16 protein-coding genes and 1 pseudogene are annotated in these 15,833 nt (G+C 72.0%); 2 read left to right on the forward strand and 15 right to left on the reverse strand.

Translation table 11 applies throughout. From position 1 onward, the window contains the following. Positions 1 to 28: 28 nt before the first annotated feature. From AB0C78_RS05545 to AB0C78_RS05600, 12 genes are all read right to left on the reverse strand, one after another. Positions 29 to 1,651 carry a hypothetical protein gene (locus AB0C78_RS05545; protein ID WP_360742082.1) on the reverse strand — a complete coding sequence of 541 codons (1,623 nt, stop codon included), beginning with the start codon at positions 1,649 to 1,651 and terminating at the stop codon, positions 29 to 31. Next, positions 1,648 to 3,255 carry a hypothetical protein gene (locus tag AB0C78_RS05550; protein WP_360742085.1) on the reverse strand — a complete coding sequence of 536 codons (1,608 nt, stop codon included), beginning with the start codon at positions 3,253 to 3,255 and terminating at the stop codon, positions 1,648 to 1,650. Before AB0C78_RS05550 ends, AB0C78_RS05545 begins: the two co-directional genes overlap by 4 nt. A 131-nt stretch (positions 3,256 to 3,386) precedes the next feature. Beyond that, complete coding sequence (locus AB0C78_RS05555) at positions 3,387 to 3,827, reverse strand: hypothetical protein (RefSeq protein WP_360742088.1); 441 nt, start codon at positions 3,825 to 3,827, stop codon at positions 3,387 to 3,389. Further along, positions 3,827 to 4,228 (reverse strand): hypothetical protein, encoded by a 402-nt coding sequence (locus tag AB0C78_RS05560; RefSeq protein WP_360742091.1) that lies wholly within the window; start codon positions 4,226 to 4,228, stop codon positions 3,827 to 3,829. Before AB0C78_RS05560 ends, AB0C78_RS05555 begins: the two co-directional genes overlap by 1 nt. Before the next feature lie 64 nt (positions 4,229 to 4,292). Further along, positions 4,293 to 4,556 carry a hypothetical protein gene (locus tag AB0C78_RS05565; RefSeq protein WP_151544823.1) on the reverse strand — a complete coding sequence of 88 codons (264 nt, stop codon included), beginning with the start codon at positions 4,554 to 4,556 and terminating at the stop codon, positions 4,293 to 4,295. A 176-nt stretch (positions 4,557 to 4,732) separates the two neighbouring features. Beyond that, positions 4,733 to 5,371, reverse strand: a complete 639-nt coding sequence (locus AB0C78_RS05570) for an EndoU domain-containing protein (RefSeq protein ID WP_360742095.1) — start codon at positions 5,369 to 5,371, stop codon at positions 4,733 to 4,735. A 4-nt stretch (positions 5,372 to 5,375) separates the two neighbouring features. Beyond that, positions 5,376 to 5,870 (reverse strand): hypothetical protein, encoded by a 495-nt coding sequence (locus tag AB0C78_RS05575; protein ID WP_360742098.1) that lies wholly within the window; start codon positions 5,868 to 5,870, stop codon positions 5,376 to 5,378. Beyond that, positions 5,870 to 6,193 carry a hypothetical protein gene (locus AB0C78_RS05580; RefSeq protein ID WP_151544826.1) on the reverse strand — a complete coding sequence of 108 codons (324 nt, stop codon included), beginning with the start codon at positions 6,191 to 6,193 and terminating at the stop codon, positions 5,870 to 5,872. Before AB0C78_RS05580 ends, AB0C78_RS05575 begins: the two co-directional genes overlap by 1 nt. Positions 6,194 to 6,203: 10 nt before the next feature. Continuing rightward, positions 6,204 to 6,989 (reverse strand): hypothetical protein, encoded by a 786-nt coding sequence (locus AB0C78_RS05585; RefSeq protein ID WP_360742101.1) that lies wholly within the window; start codon positions 6,987 to 6,989, stop codon positions 6,204 to 6,206. A 175-nt stretch (positions 6,990 to 7,164) separates the two neighbouring features. Further along, positions 7,165 to 8,103 (reverse strand): prephenate dehydratase, encoded by a 939-nt coding sequence (gene pheA, locus AB0C78_RS05590; protein ID WP_360742104.1) that lies wholly within the window; start codon positions 8,101 to 8,103, stop codon positions 7,165 to 7,167. Between the two features lie 170 nt (positions 8,104 to 8,273). Beyond that, on the reverse strand, positions 8,274 to 8,732 hold the full coding sequence (locus tag AB0C78_RS05595) for a DUF4446 family protein (RefSeq protein ID WP_151544834.1): 459 nt from the start codon (positions 8,730 to 8,732) through the stop codon (positions 8,274 to 8,276). Beyond that, positions 8,732 to 10,123, reverse strand: a complete 1,392-nt coding sequence (locus AB0C78_RS05600; protein WP_360742108.1) for a glycosyltransferase 87 family protein — start codon at positions 10,121 to 10,123, stop codon at positions 8,732 to 8,734. The genes AB0C78_RS05595 and AB0C78_RS05600 overlap by 1 nt, the downstream gene beginning before the upstream one ends. A gap of 163 nt (positions 10,124 to 10,286) precedes the next feature. Here AB0C78_RS05600 and AB0C78_RS05605 point away from each other — a divergent pair, with 163 nt between their 5' ends. Continuing rightward, entirely contained in the window at positions 10,287 to 12,578 is a 2,292-nt protein-coding gene (locus AB0C78_RS05605) for a hypothetical protein (RefSeq protein WP_360742111.1), read from the forward strand. A 535-nt stretch (positions 12,579 to 13,113) separates the two neighbouring features. Here AB0C78_RS05605 and mptB read toward each other — a convergent pair. From mptB to AB0C78_RS05620, 3 genes and pseudogenes are all read right to left on the reverse strand, one after another. Then, positions 13,114 to 13,869, reverse strand: a pseudogene (mptB, locus tag AB0C78_RS05610) (polyprenol phosphomannose-dependent alpha 1,6 mannosyltransferase MptB); the annotation flags it as partial. 110 nt (positions 13,870 to 13,979) lie between these two features. Further along, entirely contained in the window at positions 13,980 to 14,726 is a 747-nt protein-coding gene (locus AB0C78_RS05615) for a glycosyltransferase family 2 protein (protein WP_360742114.1), read from the reverse strand. A gap of 72 nt (positions 14,727 to 14,798) precedes the next feature. After that, complete coding sequence (locus AB0C78_RS05620) at positions 14,799 to 15,131, reverse strand: STAS domain-containing protein (RefSeq protein WP_192809170.1); 333 nt, start codon at positions 15,129 to 15,131, stop codon at positions 14,799 to 14,801. A 288-nt stretch (positions 15,132 to 15,419) separates the two neighbouring features. Between AB0C78_RS05620 and AB0C78_RS05625 the strand changes: the two genes are divergently transcribed. Then, positions 15,420 to 15,791, forward strand: a complete 372-nt coding sequence (locus AB0C78_RS05625; protein WP_360742118.1) for a hypothetical protein — start codon at positions 15,420 to 15,422, stop codon at positions 15,789 to 15,791. Positions 15,792 to 15,833 lie beyond the last annotated feature (42 nt).

A 15,833-nucleotide genomic window follows, 5' to 3' on the forward strand; every position in this document is an offset into this window, starting at 1 on the left:
GACACCTTGACGGCTTTCCCATGGAGATTCATTTCACGTCCACGTAGTCGGTGGGCTTGTTGGAGGCGAGGTAGTTCGCGCTGCCGTTGTAGGCGGCCATCCACGTGCCGTCCTTGGACGCCTTGAACGTCTTGCTGAACCAGCCGCTGGACGCCGTCTTCACCACGGCCACCTGCGTCCACTTCGACGACCCCTTGGCCTGGAAGTAGATCGACACCGGCGCGTTCGGCCCGGCGAGCTTCTTGTCCATGTACCGGAACAACTGCCCCTTGACCGTGAGGGTCTTCCCCTTCTTCACCGGCTCGGGCGAAGCGTTGAACCCGCCAATGGACGTCCCGTACCGCACGTCGATGAAGGTGGGAGCGGTGACGAGCGGCTTGTACAGCGCGTCGCCCGCGTACCGGACCCTCCAATAACCGTCCTTCTTCGTGCGGTCGTCGGCGGCGAAGAAGACGAAGCCGCCGGACGCGGTCGTCGTGTTGTACGCGGCACGTGTCCACGTCTTGCCATCGGTGGAGAACTCGAGGGACACCGGCGCGTCGGCGATCGCACCCCAGTCGCCGATGAGGTTTCCGGTCACCTTCAACGAGCCGCGGTACGCGAGCGGCCGCGGCGCGTAGGTGAGGCCCGAGATCTGCGCGGTCCTGGACAGGTCCACCGTCCCGAGATCGACGGACCCGCCGGTCAGGTAGAACGTCCCGGGCGTCTCGATCGACAACCGGCCCGAGCCGGTCACCGAGAACGAGGCGTCGAACGTCCCGTCGGCCCCCGTCGTCGGCCACCAGTCGCCGCCCGCCGCCGGCGCGGCGGCCGCGGCCGCGCCGTTCTGCCGGTAGTCGACCGTGAGCGAAAGCCCGCTGACGGGCATGAGCCCGGCGGAGCCGCGCCGCATCACCGTGCCGTGGACGGTGATGTCGGCCCCCTCGCGCGTGGGACGTACCGACACCACCTGCGCCGTCGTCTCGGTCGCCTGCTTCACGACCGTCAGCGGGGCCGACGCCGAGTTGCCGCACAAGGCCCCCTGCCGTGCGACCGCCACCGACATCGACGGATTCGTGGCGGTGAAGGCGAACCCCCCGTCCGCCCCGGTGACGGCACTGCCGTTCCCCGCCTTCACCGTCGCCCCCTCAGCGGGTTCGAGCGGTTCGTCGCGGTACTTCTGCACCATGACGCGCCCCTGGTAGGTCACGTCCGGGTGCTCGATGTCGATGGTCTTCGGCGCGTACTCGACGTCGGTGACGGACGTCAGATAGCAGTCGACGAACCCGGCGGCCGGGGTCAGCGTCGAGCCATCGGCGGACCGGACGGTCGCCTGGGCGACGTTCGCGCCCGGATGGTGCTCCACGTCCGTCTGGAGCGTGGCCTGCCAGGTGCCGTCCTTGTTCGTTCCGTCGACGAGCGTGAACGAGAGCGCCGCATAGGGCGCGGCATCGGCCGGATTCCGCACGGTGCCCTGGACGTCGACGATCCCGTCCGACGACTTCGCCTTGAGCGTGAAGACCGCCACCCGGTCGTGCGACAACCGATCGAAGGCCGACGTCAGCTGGGCGTCATGGATCTCGGCATGGGCGGCGGTCGGAGCCAGGAGCGTCGCCGCGCCTAGGGCGGCGGCCGCGAGGGATGCCTTGACGGCCTTTCGGCGGCGGCTCATCGGACGTCCACGTAGTCGCTGGGCTTGTTGGACGCGAAGTAGTTCGCGCCGCCGTTGTAAGAGGCCATCCAGGTGCCGTCCTTGGCCGCCGTGAAGTTCTTGCTGAACCAGCCGTTGGACGCCGTCTTCACGACCGCCACCTGCGTCCACTTCGACGAGCCCGAGGGCTTGAAGTAGATCGAGACCGGTGCGTTCGGCCCGGGGACCGCCTTGTCCATGAAGCGGTCCAGCAGACCCTTGACCGTGATGGTCTTCCCCTTCTTCACCGGCTCAGGGGAGGCGTTGAAGTCGTAGATCTGCGTCCGGTACTTCACGTCGACGTACTTGACCGGGCTGACCGCGGCCGTGTTGCGCGGCCCGCCCGGGTACCGGAAACGCCAGTACCCGTCCTGTGTCACGGGCTTGGTGGTGTTGAAGTAGAAGCTCATCGGGCGGGGCAGCGTCTGCCGTGCCCAGATCGTCCAGCCGGTCTTGCCGTCCCGGGAGTACTCCAGGTACATCGGCAGATCCGTCTCGTCCGTGTAGTTCGGCCGGAGCACCAGCGTCCCGTCGGCCACGATCGCCTCGCCGTAGGCGATGGGCGCCCCACGTAGGACGAAGTCGTCGATCGTGGACGTGTTGCGGATGTTGAGCGTTCCCAGTGACGCCTTGCTCCCGGCGAGGAACTCCCCGCCCCGCGCCTCCACCGCCACTGTGCCGGACAGCCCGACGTCCCGCGCGGCCGTGAAGTAGGCGTGGAAGGTCCCGTCCGCGTCCGTCTTCACCTGCAGGGGGGACCGGTCCGCCAGGCCGCTCGACAGGTCGAGGGCGACGGTGACACCGGCCGCGGGCGCGAGACCCGCCGAGCCGTGCCGGACGACCTTCCCCTCCACCGACACCTGCGTGCCCGGGGCGACCGTCCACCCGGGCGTCACCCGCGCGCTGATCTCGGTCGTCTGCTGCTGGACGGTGACCGGCGAGTCCTCGCTGAGCGCGCAGTACGGCCCCTGCGCGTACGCGTAGACATGGCCGCCTCCCTGCGTTCGCAGGACGAAGGAGCCGTCCGGCCCTGTCGCCGTCCGCGCGGAATTCGCGTTGATCGTCATGCCCTGGACCGGCTCCGGAGCCCGGTCGTGGCTCTTCTGCACCATGAGCCGCCCGGTCAGCGTCACGTCCGGATGCTCGACGTCCACGACCGCCGGCGCGGCGCCGAGCCCCTCGATCGACGTGACGTAGCAGTCGTCGATCCAGGCCCGCCTGACCGTGGTCGCCCCGTCCGCCGTCGTGATGACCGTGTCGACGACGGTGGTCCCGGCTCGGGCGGTGATGTCCGGCCGGATCTCACCCTCCCAGACGCCGTCGCCGTCCGTTCCCTGGGTCCGCCTCAGGTCCACTGTCGCGTAGGGCTCGGCGGTGGACGATTCATAACGCGCATGCGCCTGCACGCCCGTCACCCCGCTCGCCGACTTCACGTTCAAAGAGATCTTGGCGACGCGGTCCTCGGCCAGACGGTCGAAGGCGACGGTGAGCTTGGCATCCGTCACGTCCGCGCGGGCGGTGGCGGGGACGAGGAGGGCCGAGGCCGCGAGGGCGGTGGCGACCAGGAGGAACGACGTACGGCGCAAGGAAGGGCCTCTCCGCTGACGTTCAGGAAACGATCAGGAGACGCCCAAGATCCACAACCGGTTGGCGCGTCCGGAAAGCCCGATGATCACATTTAGGTCTCCGAACCTCCCGCCACCACCCGATCACGCATTCAGAAGAGGGTGCCGCGGTACGGGTGGCGGCGCTTCCATGTCTCCTCCCACCTCAGCAGGGCGGCCTGCCTCTCCGGGAGGTCCGGGCGGTACTCGCGGATGAGGTCCGGGTCGTCCGGGATGGAAGCGAGGAACCTCCAGTACTCCTCCACGGCCTCCTTCACCTCGGGCAACGTGTACGCGCCGCGCTCGTCGGGGACCCAGAGGTTCTGGAAGCGCAGCCCCCGGTTCCCGAACTCGACCTCGTAGTTCTCGCTGCTCCACTCCTCGAAGGGCGGCCGTCCGGCGACGAGGTCGGCGACCACCGCCAGCGCGTCCAGGCAGGTCCTCTTGTAGATCGAGATGTCGGTGGTGATCCACGCTGCGAGGGGCCGGTGCCGCTCGTCCTCGACCTCGAACAGTGGCAACCGGTAGTGCTCGTCCAGCGAGAAGGTAATCATCAGAGGGCGGGGTGGAGGGGGTGGGGGCGGGAGTGCTTCTGTTGCCATTTGGTGAGTTCGCGTTGCTTCCAGCCTGCGCTGGAGTGGTCGGCGAGGAAGGCCCAGTAGCGCAGCATCACCTCGATCGCGTCGGCCAACGCGTAGTGGCCTTCCCAGTCGTCGGAGAGGGTGTCGAAGAGGTGCAGCCCGTCCGGCCGCACCTCGGCGACCCAGGCGTTGCCCGACCAGTCCTCTTCCAGGCTGCGGCCGGCGCGCACGTCCTCGGTCCAGGCCAGCATGTCGAGCAGCCAGTCGCCGCCGGTCTGGACGTCGCCGACCAGGAACGCCCCGAGCGCCGTCTCGGACTCGTCGGTGAAGGCGTATTCCGGCGCACTGTGCGGACCGTCCACGAACGTGATCACCGATGCGCCCTCCCCAGGCCGAAGAGCAGCCTTCACACCGCTCGGAATCGGGAGTCTCCCGCCGTCACAGGTGGTCACGGCAGGGATGTTCGCGCCCCGCGGCGGATTCCCATCGGGCGATCTCCGACCGAACGGCCGCACCGTCGGGGACCAGGAACGCGAAATAGTCGATGGTCACGCCATGCGCCTCGTCCAGGGAATAGCGGGCCGTCCATTCGTCGTCGAACAGATCCGTCAACTCGAATCCGCCGCGCGTGATCCGGCCGGCCCAGGAATTCCCGAGCCACTCGTCCTCGCCGGAACGCCCGCTCCGGACGTCCTCGAGCATGCAAAGCAGATCCAGGCACCACCGTGTCGAGTTCCCCACGTCGCTCACCAGGAGCGACGCGATGGAGGAATACGATTCGTCCGACGGCCGGCCATCCGGGGCACCCAGACGGTCCCGGAAGAACTCGACCCTGCCCCGCATACGATTCCCGTCCCATCACCCACGGCCCGTCAACGTCAGATCACAGGCCAGCCGGAGTCCCATTTGTTCGGCGTGCTCTTCTTGTACGATCCTTCGATCGTTATCCCGTGTCCCGTGCCGCGCCAGCGCGTGTACCTTCCGTTCCGCCAGCTCGCCGTAACGGGACTGGAGTTGGCGAACGCCTCATCGATCGCCTCGCCGACTTTACGCGGCGTCCAGTTATCCGGAAAGAACGAACTCCGCGCCGTCTTGCGGTACCACTGTCCGTCCGGGCCCTGCATCTCCACCCTACCGCGGTAGGTGCCCGCGGGTCCGGTGCCATCGATGTCCACCACCCGGCGTCCCTTTTGGTCGACGCCCATGAATCGATGGTGGTAGCCGCTTGGGCGCCAGGCGCCGTCGACCTTCCTGACTTCGCCCAGAAAGACGTGATGGTGACCACGGCTCCGCTGCACCCTTTTACGCATCCATCGCACCGCATCTTCGAAGATGCCGAGGCCGGCTTTCGCCGTACCGCCCCGCCGTAAGGGAAACGCGGTGAAGATCAGGACCAGGACGGCCAAGGTGATCGCGGTGACCCGCGGCCGTCCTGCGGTCCGGCCGCCGCTGCGCGGACACCCGCCGCCGGGGATCGGGGCGCATTCGCGTGGTCGGAGCTCGATCCGTCGCGCCATGCCATCAGCCATTGAGGATCGCGTCCAGGGCGAGGTTGATGAGCTGGTCGATGATGGCGCCGGTGATCTCCTTGAAGATGGGGATCTCGGCGAGGGAGGCGCCGAAGGTCTCCGGGGCGGTGGCGATGGCCTGGGCGATCTCGGCGGCCAGCAGCGCCAGCTGGACGATCGTGTTGATCTTCAGGCCGAGCACGATGCCGCCGCAGACCAGCAGGCCCGCGCCGATGATCTGGGCGGCGGTACGGGCATCCTCGAGGTTGGCGTGCGGGGCGTCGCCCTGCGTCCAGGAGTCGCGGAACGCCTGGACGCCGTCGGCCTCGTGGGTCGTCCAGACCTGCTGGGCGTGGCCGTGGGCGTCGGCGACGGGCTGGCCGAGCGTGCCGGCGAAGCGGAGCCAGGCGCCGCCCATCTCCATGAGCTTGGTCTCGTCCGCCTCGGGCCAGCTGTAGCCCAGCATCGACAGCAGCGAGCGCAGCTCGCCGGGGAGTTGCAGGCCCATCAGAGGAAGTCGTTGACGCGGTTGACCTCGACGGCGGAGGTGTCCTCGGCCTCGCGGTAGCCGGCGGCCATCGCCTGGACGCCCTCGCCGTGCTCCGCGACGCCCTCGATGTTGTCGTCCAGGCAGTCCTGGAAGACCTCGAGGACGGCCTGGTAGCAGCCGCCGATGATCGAGCCGATGTCGTCGCTGCCCCAGGGCTCCCCGTAGGAGGACAGCTCGCCCTGGAACTGCTGCCAGTGGGAGCGGAGGCCGGTCGCGGCGTCGCCGATGTCGCGTCCGCTCTTCAGCATCTGCTCGTGGTCGACCTTCAGTTCCGGCGCCATGCGGGCTCCTTCACCTCGGCTGGATGTCGCTCATCAGGGACTGCAGGGACGTGACGTACCGGCCGAGTTCCCGCAGGCCGGCGTCCTGGGCGGCGCGGACGTTCTCGGTGAACTCCGCGGACGGGGCCGCGGACCGGCGCGCTTCGGTCTCGGCGCGGGCGAGGGCGTCGTTGACGGCGGCGCGGGACCCGTCGGCGATGTCGGCGGCGCTCAGCCCGTACTCCCAGACGAGCCGGACGACGCGGCCGGACGACGACGCCTTGGCGTACAGCCGGTCGTCCACCGCCCACGCCTCGCCCTCGGCCGCGCCGTTGGCGGTGCCGGCGGCGGCGAGCGCGGCGCGGGTGCGGGCGAACAGGGTGTCGAAGTCGGGCGGTTCGAAGCTGCCGCGCATCACGGCGCGCTCGTTGATCTGGGCGACGGCGTCGCCGATCGCGCCGGTCATCTGCCGCATGCCGGCCTGGCCTTCGGCCAGCACGGCGTCGAGCTTGGCGCGGACCGCGGCCAGGTCGACGGGCGGGACGTCCTGCGGGGCCGGCGGGGCGGGACGTGCCCGGTCGAGCGCCTGGTTGATCACGGCGGTGAGGTCGCCGGCGAGGTCGTCGGCGTCGAGCCGCAGCAGCCGGGGGTCGAGGTCGACGCCGGTCAGCCGGCGGCCGGCGGCGGTGACGCGGATGCGCTCGTCCTCGGAGACCGCCACCGCCGGCTCGGCGGGCCGCGCGTCCGGTTCCGGCGCGGGCGGAGCCGCGCGCAGCTCGGCCAGCCTCTGGCGTGCGCGGCTGATCTGCTCGTCCATGTCGTCCCCGTGCCCCCGGAAACAAGATCAACGGGCGACGACCCTAGCAGTCAAAACGGCATTAAGGAAAGGACAATGCCATTTCGCCTGGTCAGCGAAAGGGGCCCGGAGAACCGGGAATTGAAAGGCTTTCCGATACGGGAATTACGGACTTACCGGAAAGGTGGCGGCCGGGTCAGGCGTGGCCGGTGCGGATCGTGCTGAGCCAGGCCGCGGCCTCGGTGAAGTCGTTGTCGTGGGTGCCGCGGCGGATCTCGGGACGGACCTGGTCGGCGCGCGGGTAGGAGCCGACGAACCGGACGTCCGCGCAGATCCGGCGCAGCCCCATCAGCGCCTCGCCGACGCGCGCGTCGTCCACGTGCCCTTCGAGGTCCATCCAGAACAGGTACGAGCCGAGGCCGGCGCCGGTCGGCCGGGACTGGATCAGCGACAGGTTGATGCCGCGCACCGAGAACTCGGTGAGGATCTCCAGCAGGGCGCCCGGGTGGTCCTCGCCGATGAACGCGACGACGCTGGTGCGGTCGGTGCCGGTGGCGGGCGGCGGCGTACAGGGGCGGCGCAGCTGGACGAAGCGGGTGACGGCGTCGGCGACGTCGTGGATGTCCTCGGCGAGGACGGCGAGGCCGTAGCGGGCGGCGGCGAACGAGCCGGCGAGCGCGGCGTCGTAGTGGCCGTCGGCGACGTGCTGCGCGGCCTCGGCGTTGGACGTGGCGGCCCGCCACTCGGCGTCCGGGACGTTCCCGGCGAGCCAGCGGCGGCACTGCGGCTGCGCGATCGGGTGCGACGCGACGGTCTTGATGTCGGCGAGCGCGGTGCCGGGCCGCACCAGCAGCGCGAACGAGACCGGCAGGTGGACCTCGGCGACGATGTGGAGGGGCTCTCCGGTGGCGAGCTCGTCCAGCGTGGTGGGGACGGAGCCCTCGACGGAGTTCTCCAGCGCGACCACGGCGGAGTCGGCCTCGCCGCGGCGCAGCGCGTCCAGGACGGCGGGGACGGTGGCGAGCGGGAGCTGCTCGGCCTCGGCCGCGCCCGGCAGGGACATGAGCGCGGCCTCGGTGAACGTGCCCCGCGGACCCAGGTAGGCGTAGCGTTCTGGCCTGGTTTCTGCGGTCACGAAGATCCCCCGAGGGCGCGGTTCGGCGGGGCACCTGCTTCTGCGGTGCCGGAAGAGACGAGTGTACTTCCCGCCGCGTAAAGCCCCCGCCGGGTCCCGCCTGGAGCGCGCCGGGACGCCGCCCGAGCACCCCCGCCGGGACGCCGCCCGTGCGCCCCCGCCAGGCGGGGTCAGGTGCGGGCGGTGGGGGCGCGGTCGCCGTTGCCGAAGTCGGGCAGCGGGTCGTCCATCGACACGATGGGCCCCTTGCCCAGGCGGGCGGCGCGCAGCACCTGGTTCTCCTCGGGGGAGAGCATCTCGACCGGATGCCCTCCCTGGACGGCCTTGGCGTAGGTCCTGGTCTCGGTGCGCCCGTTGATCGAGCTGACCACGACGCCGTCACCGACGGCGTTGAGGACGGCGAGCGAGAAGGACCGGTGCCCCGACATCTCCTTGAGCGCGTCGTAATGCACGATGGCGAGGTCGCGCAGTGCGCGTTCGTCGACCTCGCCGGAGGCCACCTGGAGCTGGCGCCTCAGCATTTCCCCGCACTCTTCGACGACCTGGTTCACCCGATTGTGGGCCACCACCGCGATGGAGAGCCCGGCCACACCGGCGACCAGGCCGGCGACGGCCACCGCGACAAGCATCACGTGGCGAGCGTACCCATCCCGACCTGCCGTCGCGAAGGATCCTCGCGACTCGTCCGCCGGGTGACGCGGTTCGTCAGCCAGATTCCGAGCAGGATGATGGCGGCGATCGCGGCGAGGCCGAACGAATCGCGCTCCAGACTCCCCCAGAAACGGGCGATCGGAGGGTGTCCGGTCCGTGACAGGTGGGCGCCCCACCAGGGCAGCGGGAACAGGAAGAAGATCCAGAACGCCAGGCCGGAAAGACATCTTCGCGTGTCTCGCCCGTCGCCCACCAAAGCCCCGATGACCGGGATCATCCAGACGAGATGGTGAATCCACCCGACGGGGGACAGAAGCACGGACAGCAGCCCGGTGATCGCGACCCCGGCGAGCAGCAGGCCGTACGCGCCCGGACCGGACGCCGGGTCGGCCGCGGCGTAGTGGTCCGTCCCGACCCGTCCGGTGAGCACCGGACGGCCGCCGACCAGGGAGTCCGCCGCGTAGGTGGCCCGCCGCGCGAGCCGGAACCCGACATAAGCCATCAGCAGCGCGAGGACGAGCCACGCCGCCGTCCGCGCCGGGCCCTGGTCGAGGACCCGCGCGACGATCCCGTTGATCGCCTGGTTCGTCGTCCCGTCGACGGCGCCGGTGCGGTCGCCGCCCTGCAGCAGCGCCCCGAACCAGTACCCGGCCGAGTCGTGCGGCAGCACCGCGAACGCGCCGAGCGTCGCGACCACCGCGGTGGCCAGCGCGTTCACGAACGCGTCCCGGCGCCCGGTGATCAGGAAGTAGACGAGGAAGACGCCCGGCACCAGCTTGATCGCCAGCGCCAGCCCGACCAGCAGCCCGCGCGGCCAGCGCGGCGAGCGGGTGCAGCAGTCGGCCAGGCACATCGCCAGCAGGAACACCCCGACCTGCCCGAACCTGATCTGGTCGCGGACCGGGTCGAGCCAGGCGGCCGCCGCGACCAGCGCGCCGAGGGTCAGCGGCGCCCACCGCCCGGTGCGGCGGATCAGGTCGCGGAACGCGTACCAGACGGCGACCGCGAGCGCGGCGTAGATCAGCACCGTCCACGCCCACTGCGCGGCCCGCCACGACATCAGCGTGAACGGGACGGCGAGGAGCGCCGCGAACGGCGGGTAGGTGAACGGCAGCAGCTGCGGCGGCTGGGTCAGGAAGTCGTACAGCGGCGCGCCGCGCAGCACCGCCAGCCCGCCCTCGCGGTAGACCTCCAGGTCGACGAGCCGCTGGTCGGGCTGGTTGTACAGCCACCGGGACGCGATCGGTGTGACCGCCGCCACCACGACGGCGACGCCGGCCAGCGCGATCAGCGCGTCGAGCGGCGACCGCCGGGCGCGCGCGGGCCGGGGCCGCCCGGGCGCCTCGCGCGTCCCGCTGACTGCTCGCATCCCCACATCCTGGCGTAATCGGGCCCCACCGGGCCGGGCCCGATCGGTGGCCCAGCCCGAAGGATATGCACCCGGCCGGGCCGCCGCGCGCGCCGTCCGCGCGCGCTCTGGCCCTGCCCGGACGCCCGGCGGGCGATGGTGAAGCTCTTGTAACCTGAGCGCCATGACGCAGCGGGGGGCGAATATCGGGATTTTCGTCGCCGCCGTGGCGCTCCTGACCGCCGTGCTCGCCCCGTCGGCGGCGAGCGCCGCGACGGCGCCGGCCGCCCCTCCGTCCGCCCCGCAGGCGTCGGCGATCAACGGCCGGGTCGTGATCATCGGGATCCCCGGCCTGATGTGGAGCGACGTCGACGCGACCACGACCCCCGCGCTGTGGGGGCTGACCCGCGGCGGCTCCGCGGGCGGGCTCAGCGTCCGCACGACCCGCACCAACACCTGCCCGACCGACGGCTGGCTGACGCTGTCGGCGGGCCAGCGGTCCCGGCTCGCGCACGGCGACTGCGCGCTGCCGCCGACCCCGATCCTGCCCGGCCAGCCCTCCCCCACGGGCCCGCCGCCCGCCGGCGGCGCCGTCGCGCCCGGCTGGCCGGCGATCAAGAGCGACAACGCGGGCACCGGCTACCACGCGCAGATCGGCCTGCTCGGCGACGCCGTGCACGCCGCGGGCGGCTGCACCCTCGCCGTCGGCCCCGGCGCGGTGTTCGGCGCCGGAGACGGCGGCGGCCGCGTCGACCGCTACGTCCCGTCCACCGACAAGGCGACGCCCGCCGACTGGGCGCGCTGCCAGCTCGCCGCCGTCGACGTCGACGAGGTGTTCCGCGCCTACATCGACGCGGGCGTCGACCCGCACGGCGACCAGGTCCCCGTGCCCGACCGCAAGCGCGCCGCCGCCGCGTCCGCCGCGGACCGCCGCGTCGCGCAGGTCGTGAGCCAGGTCCCGGCCGGGACGACGATCCTGGTGGCGGGCCTGTCCGACACCGGCGTCAACCCGCACCTGCGCGTCGCCGTCGCCAAGGGCGGCGGCTACCGCCCCGGCTTCCTCACCTCCAGCGCCACCCGCCAGGACGGCCTGGTCACCCTCACCGACCTGACGTCCACGGCGCTGCAGCAGCTCGGGCTGAAGGAGCCGCAGCAGGCCGTCGGGTCGGCGTGGCGGGGCGAGCGCTCCGGCGACTCCACCGCGAAGCGCGTCGAGTCCCTGGAGGACGAGGACGTCGCCGCGCAGGCGATCCGCGCAGTCCAGACCTCGTTCTACTGGGTGCTGTTCGCGACGCAGCTCGTCCTGTACGGGATCGCGGCGCTGGCCCTGCGGCGGCTCGGCAACGACCCGCGGTCGCGGTCCCGGATCCTCGGCGGCACGCGGGTGATCGCGCTGCTCGGGGGAGCGGCGCCCGGCGCGTCGTTCCTCGCCGGGCTGATGCCGTGGTGGCGGGCCGCGCACCCGACCCCGGTGCTGATCTGCACGGTGCTCGGCTTCGCGGGCCTGATGACGGGGATCGCGCTGGCCGGCCCGTGGCGCCGGTCGACGTTCCTGCCCGGCCTGGTGATCACCGCGAGCACCGCGGTCGTCCTCGCCCTGGACGTGATGACGGGCTCGTCACTGCAGCTCAACACCCTGATGGGGTACACGGCGCTGGTCGCGGGACGGTTCTACGGGTTCGGCAACCAGGCGTTCTCGCTGTTCGCGGTGGCCGCGATCCTCACCGCCGCGTGGGTGTGCGAGTTCCCGCTGCGCCGGCACCGCGCCGCGCCGGACCCCGGCGGGCTCGCCGGGGCGTCCCGCCGCGCGAAGGCCGTCTCGGTGGCGATCGTCGCGGCGATCGGGCTGCTCACCGTCGCGGTCGACGGCCTGCCGTCCTGGGGCAGCGACTTCGGCGGCGTCATCGCGATCACCCCGGCGTTCGCGATGCTCGGCATGATGATCGCCGGCAAGCGCGTGTCGCCGGTGAGGCTCGGCGCGTTCTGCGCGGCCGGCGTCGCGCTCGTGCTGGCGATCTCCTGGTGGAACTCGCGGAGCGCCAACCCGACCCACATGGGCCGGTTCTGGCGGGACCTGATGGACGGCAACGCCTGGGACGTCGTCACCCGCAAGTTCGACGCGATGCTGAACAGCCTCGGGTACTGGCCGTTCACGCTCGCGCTGGCCGCCGCGCTGGTGTTCCTGTTCTTCGTGCTGGCGCGGCCGACGCGGTGGCGGGCGGTGTCCCTGCTGCACCGCGCCTACCAGCACAGCTGGACGATGCGCCCGGCGCTGATCTGCGCGCTCGCCGTCGGGATCATCGGGACGCTGGTGAACGACTCCGGCGTGGTGATCCTGTCGGTGGCGTTCAGCCTGGCGACCCCGCTGATGCTCGCGGCCGGGGTGCGCTCGCTGGAGATCGACCTGGACGCAGGCACTGAACAGCCAAGGCCGCAAGCACCGCGAGCAGCGTCCACGGAATCACCGTCGGCCTGACGACGGTGAACAGCCACGAGAGGTCGTGCGGCATCCCGATGCGCTGTGGCGCGCGCGCGGGAAGGTAGGCGAGGCTGAGCGCGGCGGTGTGCGCCAGCAGGATCCAGTCGATGCGCGACAGGGGGAGCAGCGCCAGCAGCGCCCACCCGAACCCGTCGTACCAGGGGAGCACGTAGGGCGCGGCCAGCAGCCACGCCATGACGATCGCCGTGGCCATCCGCCGGTTGGCGACCTGCCCCGGATGCTCCGCGAGCGGGTCGTCCTTCGGCAGGCCGCGCGCCAGCAGCAGGAACAGCACGATCCCGAGGATCAGCGACCCGGTCTTGATCACGTCGCGCTGCGAGCCGCGGCCCAGCATCCGGTCGAGGAGATGCCAGGGGGTGGCGAACGACACCATGTTGCTCGCCTCCCGCACCTGGTCGAGGGCGTGCGGGCCGGCCAGCGCGTACGCGGTCGCGGCCGTCGCGGCGGCGCCCCCCGCCAGCGCGGCGAGCCCGCCGAGGGCCCGCCACCGGCGGCCCTTCCAGCCCTCCCGCAGCAGCGCCCACGCCGGGCCGCCGCCCGCGAGCGCCGCCGGCATCTTGATCGCCCCGCCGACGCCCGTCAGGACCCCGGCCGCCAGCGCGCGCCCCCACATCCGCCACCGTCCGCCGGTCGCGTACGTGTCGAACACCGTCAGCGCCGCCACCATCGGCGCGATCGCCAGGACGTCGTTGTGCGCGCCCGAGATCAGGTGGAACAGCAGCAGCGGGTTGCACGTCCACAGCAGCGCGGTCCGCAGCCGCCGGTCCTCGTCGCGGGACGTCCGGTACAGGATCAGCGCGGTCGCCGCGAACGCCAGGACGTTGAACACCGACAGCACGAACACCGTCAGCCGCACCGAGCCGCCGCCGATCCACGACGCGACCGCCTGCTCCCCCGTCGCGATCGGCCCGTACACCGACGGCGTCGACCGCCACTCCTCGGGCGCCCCGGCCACCGGGTCCTTCGGCAGGTCCACCGCGCGCGTCTCGTACGGGTCGTGCCCGGTCGCCGCCATCCGCCCGTACGAGGCGTAGTTCAGATGGTCGGTCGACCCGACCGGCGGCATGAACATGAACGCGACCGCCGCCAGCAGCCCCGCCGCGACCAGCGGGAACGCCCGGACGCGCCAGCCCCGCCGGACGGCGAGGAAGCACAGCGCGAGGCCCGCCGAGCCCGCCGCGACGCCGGCCACGACGAGCGCGAGCACCAGGTACGGCGACGGGTGCACGTCCAGCGAGTAGGGCGGCTCCCCGAACCGCGCGTCCATCGCGGGCTGGAAGGCGGACGGCCCGAGCAGCGCGGTGGCGAGGAAGCAGCAGAGGGAGGCCCCGATGGCCCACAGCCCGATGGTCCCCGGCCGCGCGGGACCGGGACGGGTCACTTGCGGCGGCCGCGCAGGCGGGCGAGCCGCTCGGCGACGGCCGGCTCCCGGACGGCCAGCGCCCTGGCCACGTCGCGGAACTGCCGGCCGCGATGCAGCTGCGCGCGCCAGTCGGTGCCGGTCGCGCGGTGCGCCAGCGGCACCTCGACCTCCGCCACCCGGAACCCCTTGCGCAGCAGGTCGATGGTGAGGCCGGTCTCCACGCCGAACCCGGCGGCGAGCGGCAGCGCGGCGTCGAACGCGGCACGGGTCAGGCAGCGCTGCCCGTTCAGCGGCTGCGTCGCCTCCCAGCCGGTGGCGCGGCGGATCCCGTCGCGAGACAGCCGGACGACGAACCCGTGCCCGCCGAGCTTCACCGTCGAGGAGAACGCGGCGATCGTCATGTCGGCGTCGCCGGCCAGCACCGGCGCGACGAGCGGAGCCGCCTCGGCGGCGGTCTCGGCCAGGTCGGCGTCCAGGAACAGCAGGTGGCGGGGCTGGTCGCGGCCCTCGTCGAGCAGCCGGACGGCCTCCGCGCCGGTCTCCATCGCGGCGCCCTTGCCCCGGTTGCGGGCGTGCCGCACGACCCGGGCGCCCGCCTGCGCCGCCACCGGCCCGGTGCGGTCGGACGAACCATCGTCGACGACCACGATCAGATCGGCCCCGGGGAGCTCCTGCGCGGCCTTGACGGTGGCCGCGATGCGGTCGGCCTCGTCCTTGGCCGGGATGACCACCGCTACACCCTGCGTATCCGCCTCCTGCATATCCGCGATCGTAGTCGGCGCGCGGGCATGCCGCCGTGAACAACCGGCGACGGCGGGACGGCCGGCGGCCGATCAGTCCAGGGCGGGCGCCGCGTCGTCGGTCACGGTGAACACGGTGTCGAGCCCGGTGACCTGCAGGATCCGCTTCACGGCCGGGCGCGGCGCGGCCAGCTCCAGCGAGCCGCCCTGCTCCTTGATCCGCTTCATGGCCGAGAGCAGCACGTTCATGCCCGTCGAGTCGCAGAACTCGACGCCGGCCAGGTCGACCACGATCCGGTCGACGGGGCCGCGCAGCAGCCCCGCGAGGGCCGCCTGCAGCCTGGGCGCGGTGTACAGGTCCAGCTCGCCGGTCGCTGTGACGACGGCGTGACCTCCCTGAGACGCGGTCGAGACATTTAGCTCCACGTCCGGCACACTATCTCGACTCTCGTCCATGAGCCAGACAGTTCGCCAAGTCGCGTGTGGCGCGGGCGTGTCCGTGGCGCGGCGCCGTCCCGCCCCGCCCGTACGCTTTGAGTACTACGCACCGTGATGTCATGGTTTCGGGCTCGGGCGGGCCCGGTAACCGGTTCCTGGGCGCCTCCCGCGCGCGCTGGGCCCGGTCTATGAGAACTCCCCCGTTCGCCCTTCGCGGACGTCCGGAGTAGGGAAGGCTGGCCCCGTGCAACAGCGGCATTGGGGGGTGCGCGGCACGTGAAGGCCGACCGAACGACCGACCCGAGGCACGCGCGCCTACGAGAGCGTCTTGACGCGATCCGCGCGCGCTCCGCGAAGTCCACCTCGTGGCGCACGTCCACGCAGTACCTGTCCCGGCTGGTGAACCGGGACGGCTTCGTCCCGGTCAAGACCCGGCTGACCCGCGAGGACCTCGCGTTCCTCGCCGGCGCCCGCGACGAGGTGATCGCGCTCGCCGAGCTGGGCGTCCGGATCCTCGACCTGCACCGGCCGCAGGAGGCCGGCGGCATCACCAGCGACCCCGACAGCCCCATCCGCCGCTGCCGCGCCTGCATGTGGCGCTGGCCCTGCCCCACCTTCCGCGCGATCGACGAATCCCTCGACCGTTGAGCCGCGGCGCGCTGCGCTCATAGGACGCTCATAAGGACGGCA

Source organism: Actinomadura sp. NPDC048394, from assembly GCF_040651755.1.
In the GTDB taxonomy this organism is placed as follows: Bacteria; Actinomycetota; Actinomycetes; order Streptosporangiales; family Streptosporangiaceae; genus Spirillospora; species Spirillospora montaniterrae.

Excerpts from the sequence above, each read along its gene's own strand:
- AB0C78_RS05545 (WP_360742082.1), bottom strand. The coding sequence starts at position 1,651 with ATGAGCCGCCGCCGAAAGGCCGTCAAGGCATCCCTCGCGGCCGCCGCC.
- AB0C78_RS05555 (WP_360742088.1), bottom strand. The coding sequence starts at position 3,827 with ATGATTACCTTCTCGCTGGACGAGCACTACCGGTTGCCACTGTTCGAG.
- AB0C78_RS05565 (WP_151544823.1), bottom strand. The coding sequence starts at position 4,556 with ATGCTCGAGGACGTCCGGAGCGGGCGTTCCGGCGAGGACGAGTGGCTC.
- AB0C78_RS05570 (WP_360742095.1), bottom strand. The coding sequence starts at position 5,371 with ATGGCGCGACGGATCGAGCTCCGACCACGCGAATGCGCCCCGATCCCC.
- AB0C78_RS05575 (WP_360742098.1), bottom strand. The coding sequence starts at position 5,870 with ATGGGCCTGCAACTCCCCGGCGAGCTGCGCTCGCTGCTGTCGATGCTG.
- AB0C78_RS05580 (WP_151544826.1), bottom strand. The coding sequence starts at position 6,193 with ATGGCGCCGGAACTGAAGGTCGACCACGAGCAGATGCTGAAGAGCGGA.
- AB0C78_RS05585 (WP_360742101.1), bottom strand. The coding sequence starts at position 6,989 with ATGGACGAGCAGATCAGCCGCGCACGCCAGAGGCTGGCCGAGCTGCGC.
- AB0C78_RS05595 (WP_151544834.1), bottom strand. The coding sequence starts at position 8,732 with ATGCTTGTCGCGGTGGCCGTCGCCGGCCTGGTCGCCGGTGTGGCCGGG.
- AB0C78_RS05600 (WP_360742108.1), bottom strand. The coding sequence starts at position 10,123 with ATGCGAGCAGTCAGCGGGACGCGCGAGGCGCCCGGGCGGCCCCGGCCC.
- AB0C78_RS05605 (WP_360742111.1), top strand. The coding sequence starts at position 10,287 with ATGACGCAGCGGGGGGCGAATATCGGGATTTTCGTCGCCGCCGTGGCG.
- AB0C78_RS05615 (WP_360742114.1), bottom strand. The coding sequence starts at position 14,726 with ATGCAGGAGGCGGATACGCAGGGTGTAGCGGTGGTCATCCCGGCCAAG.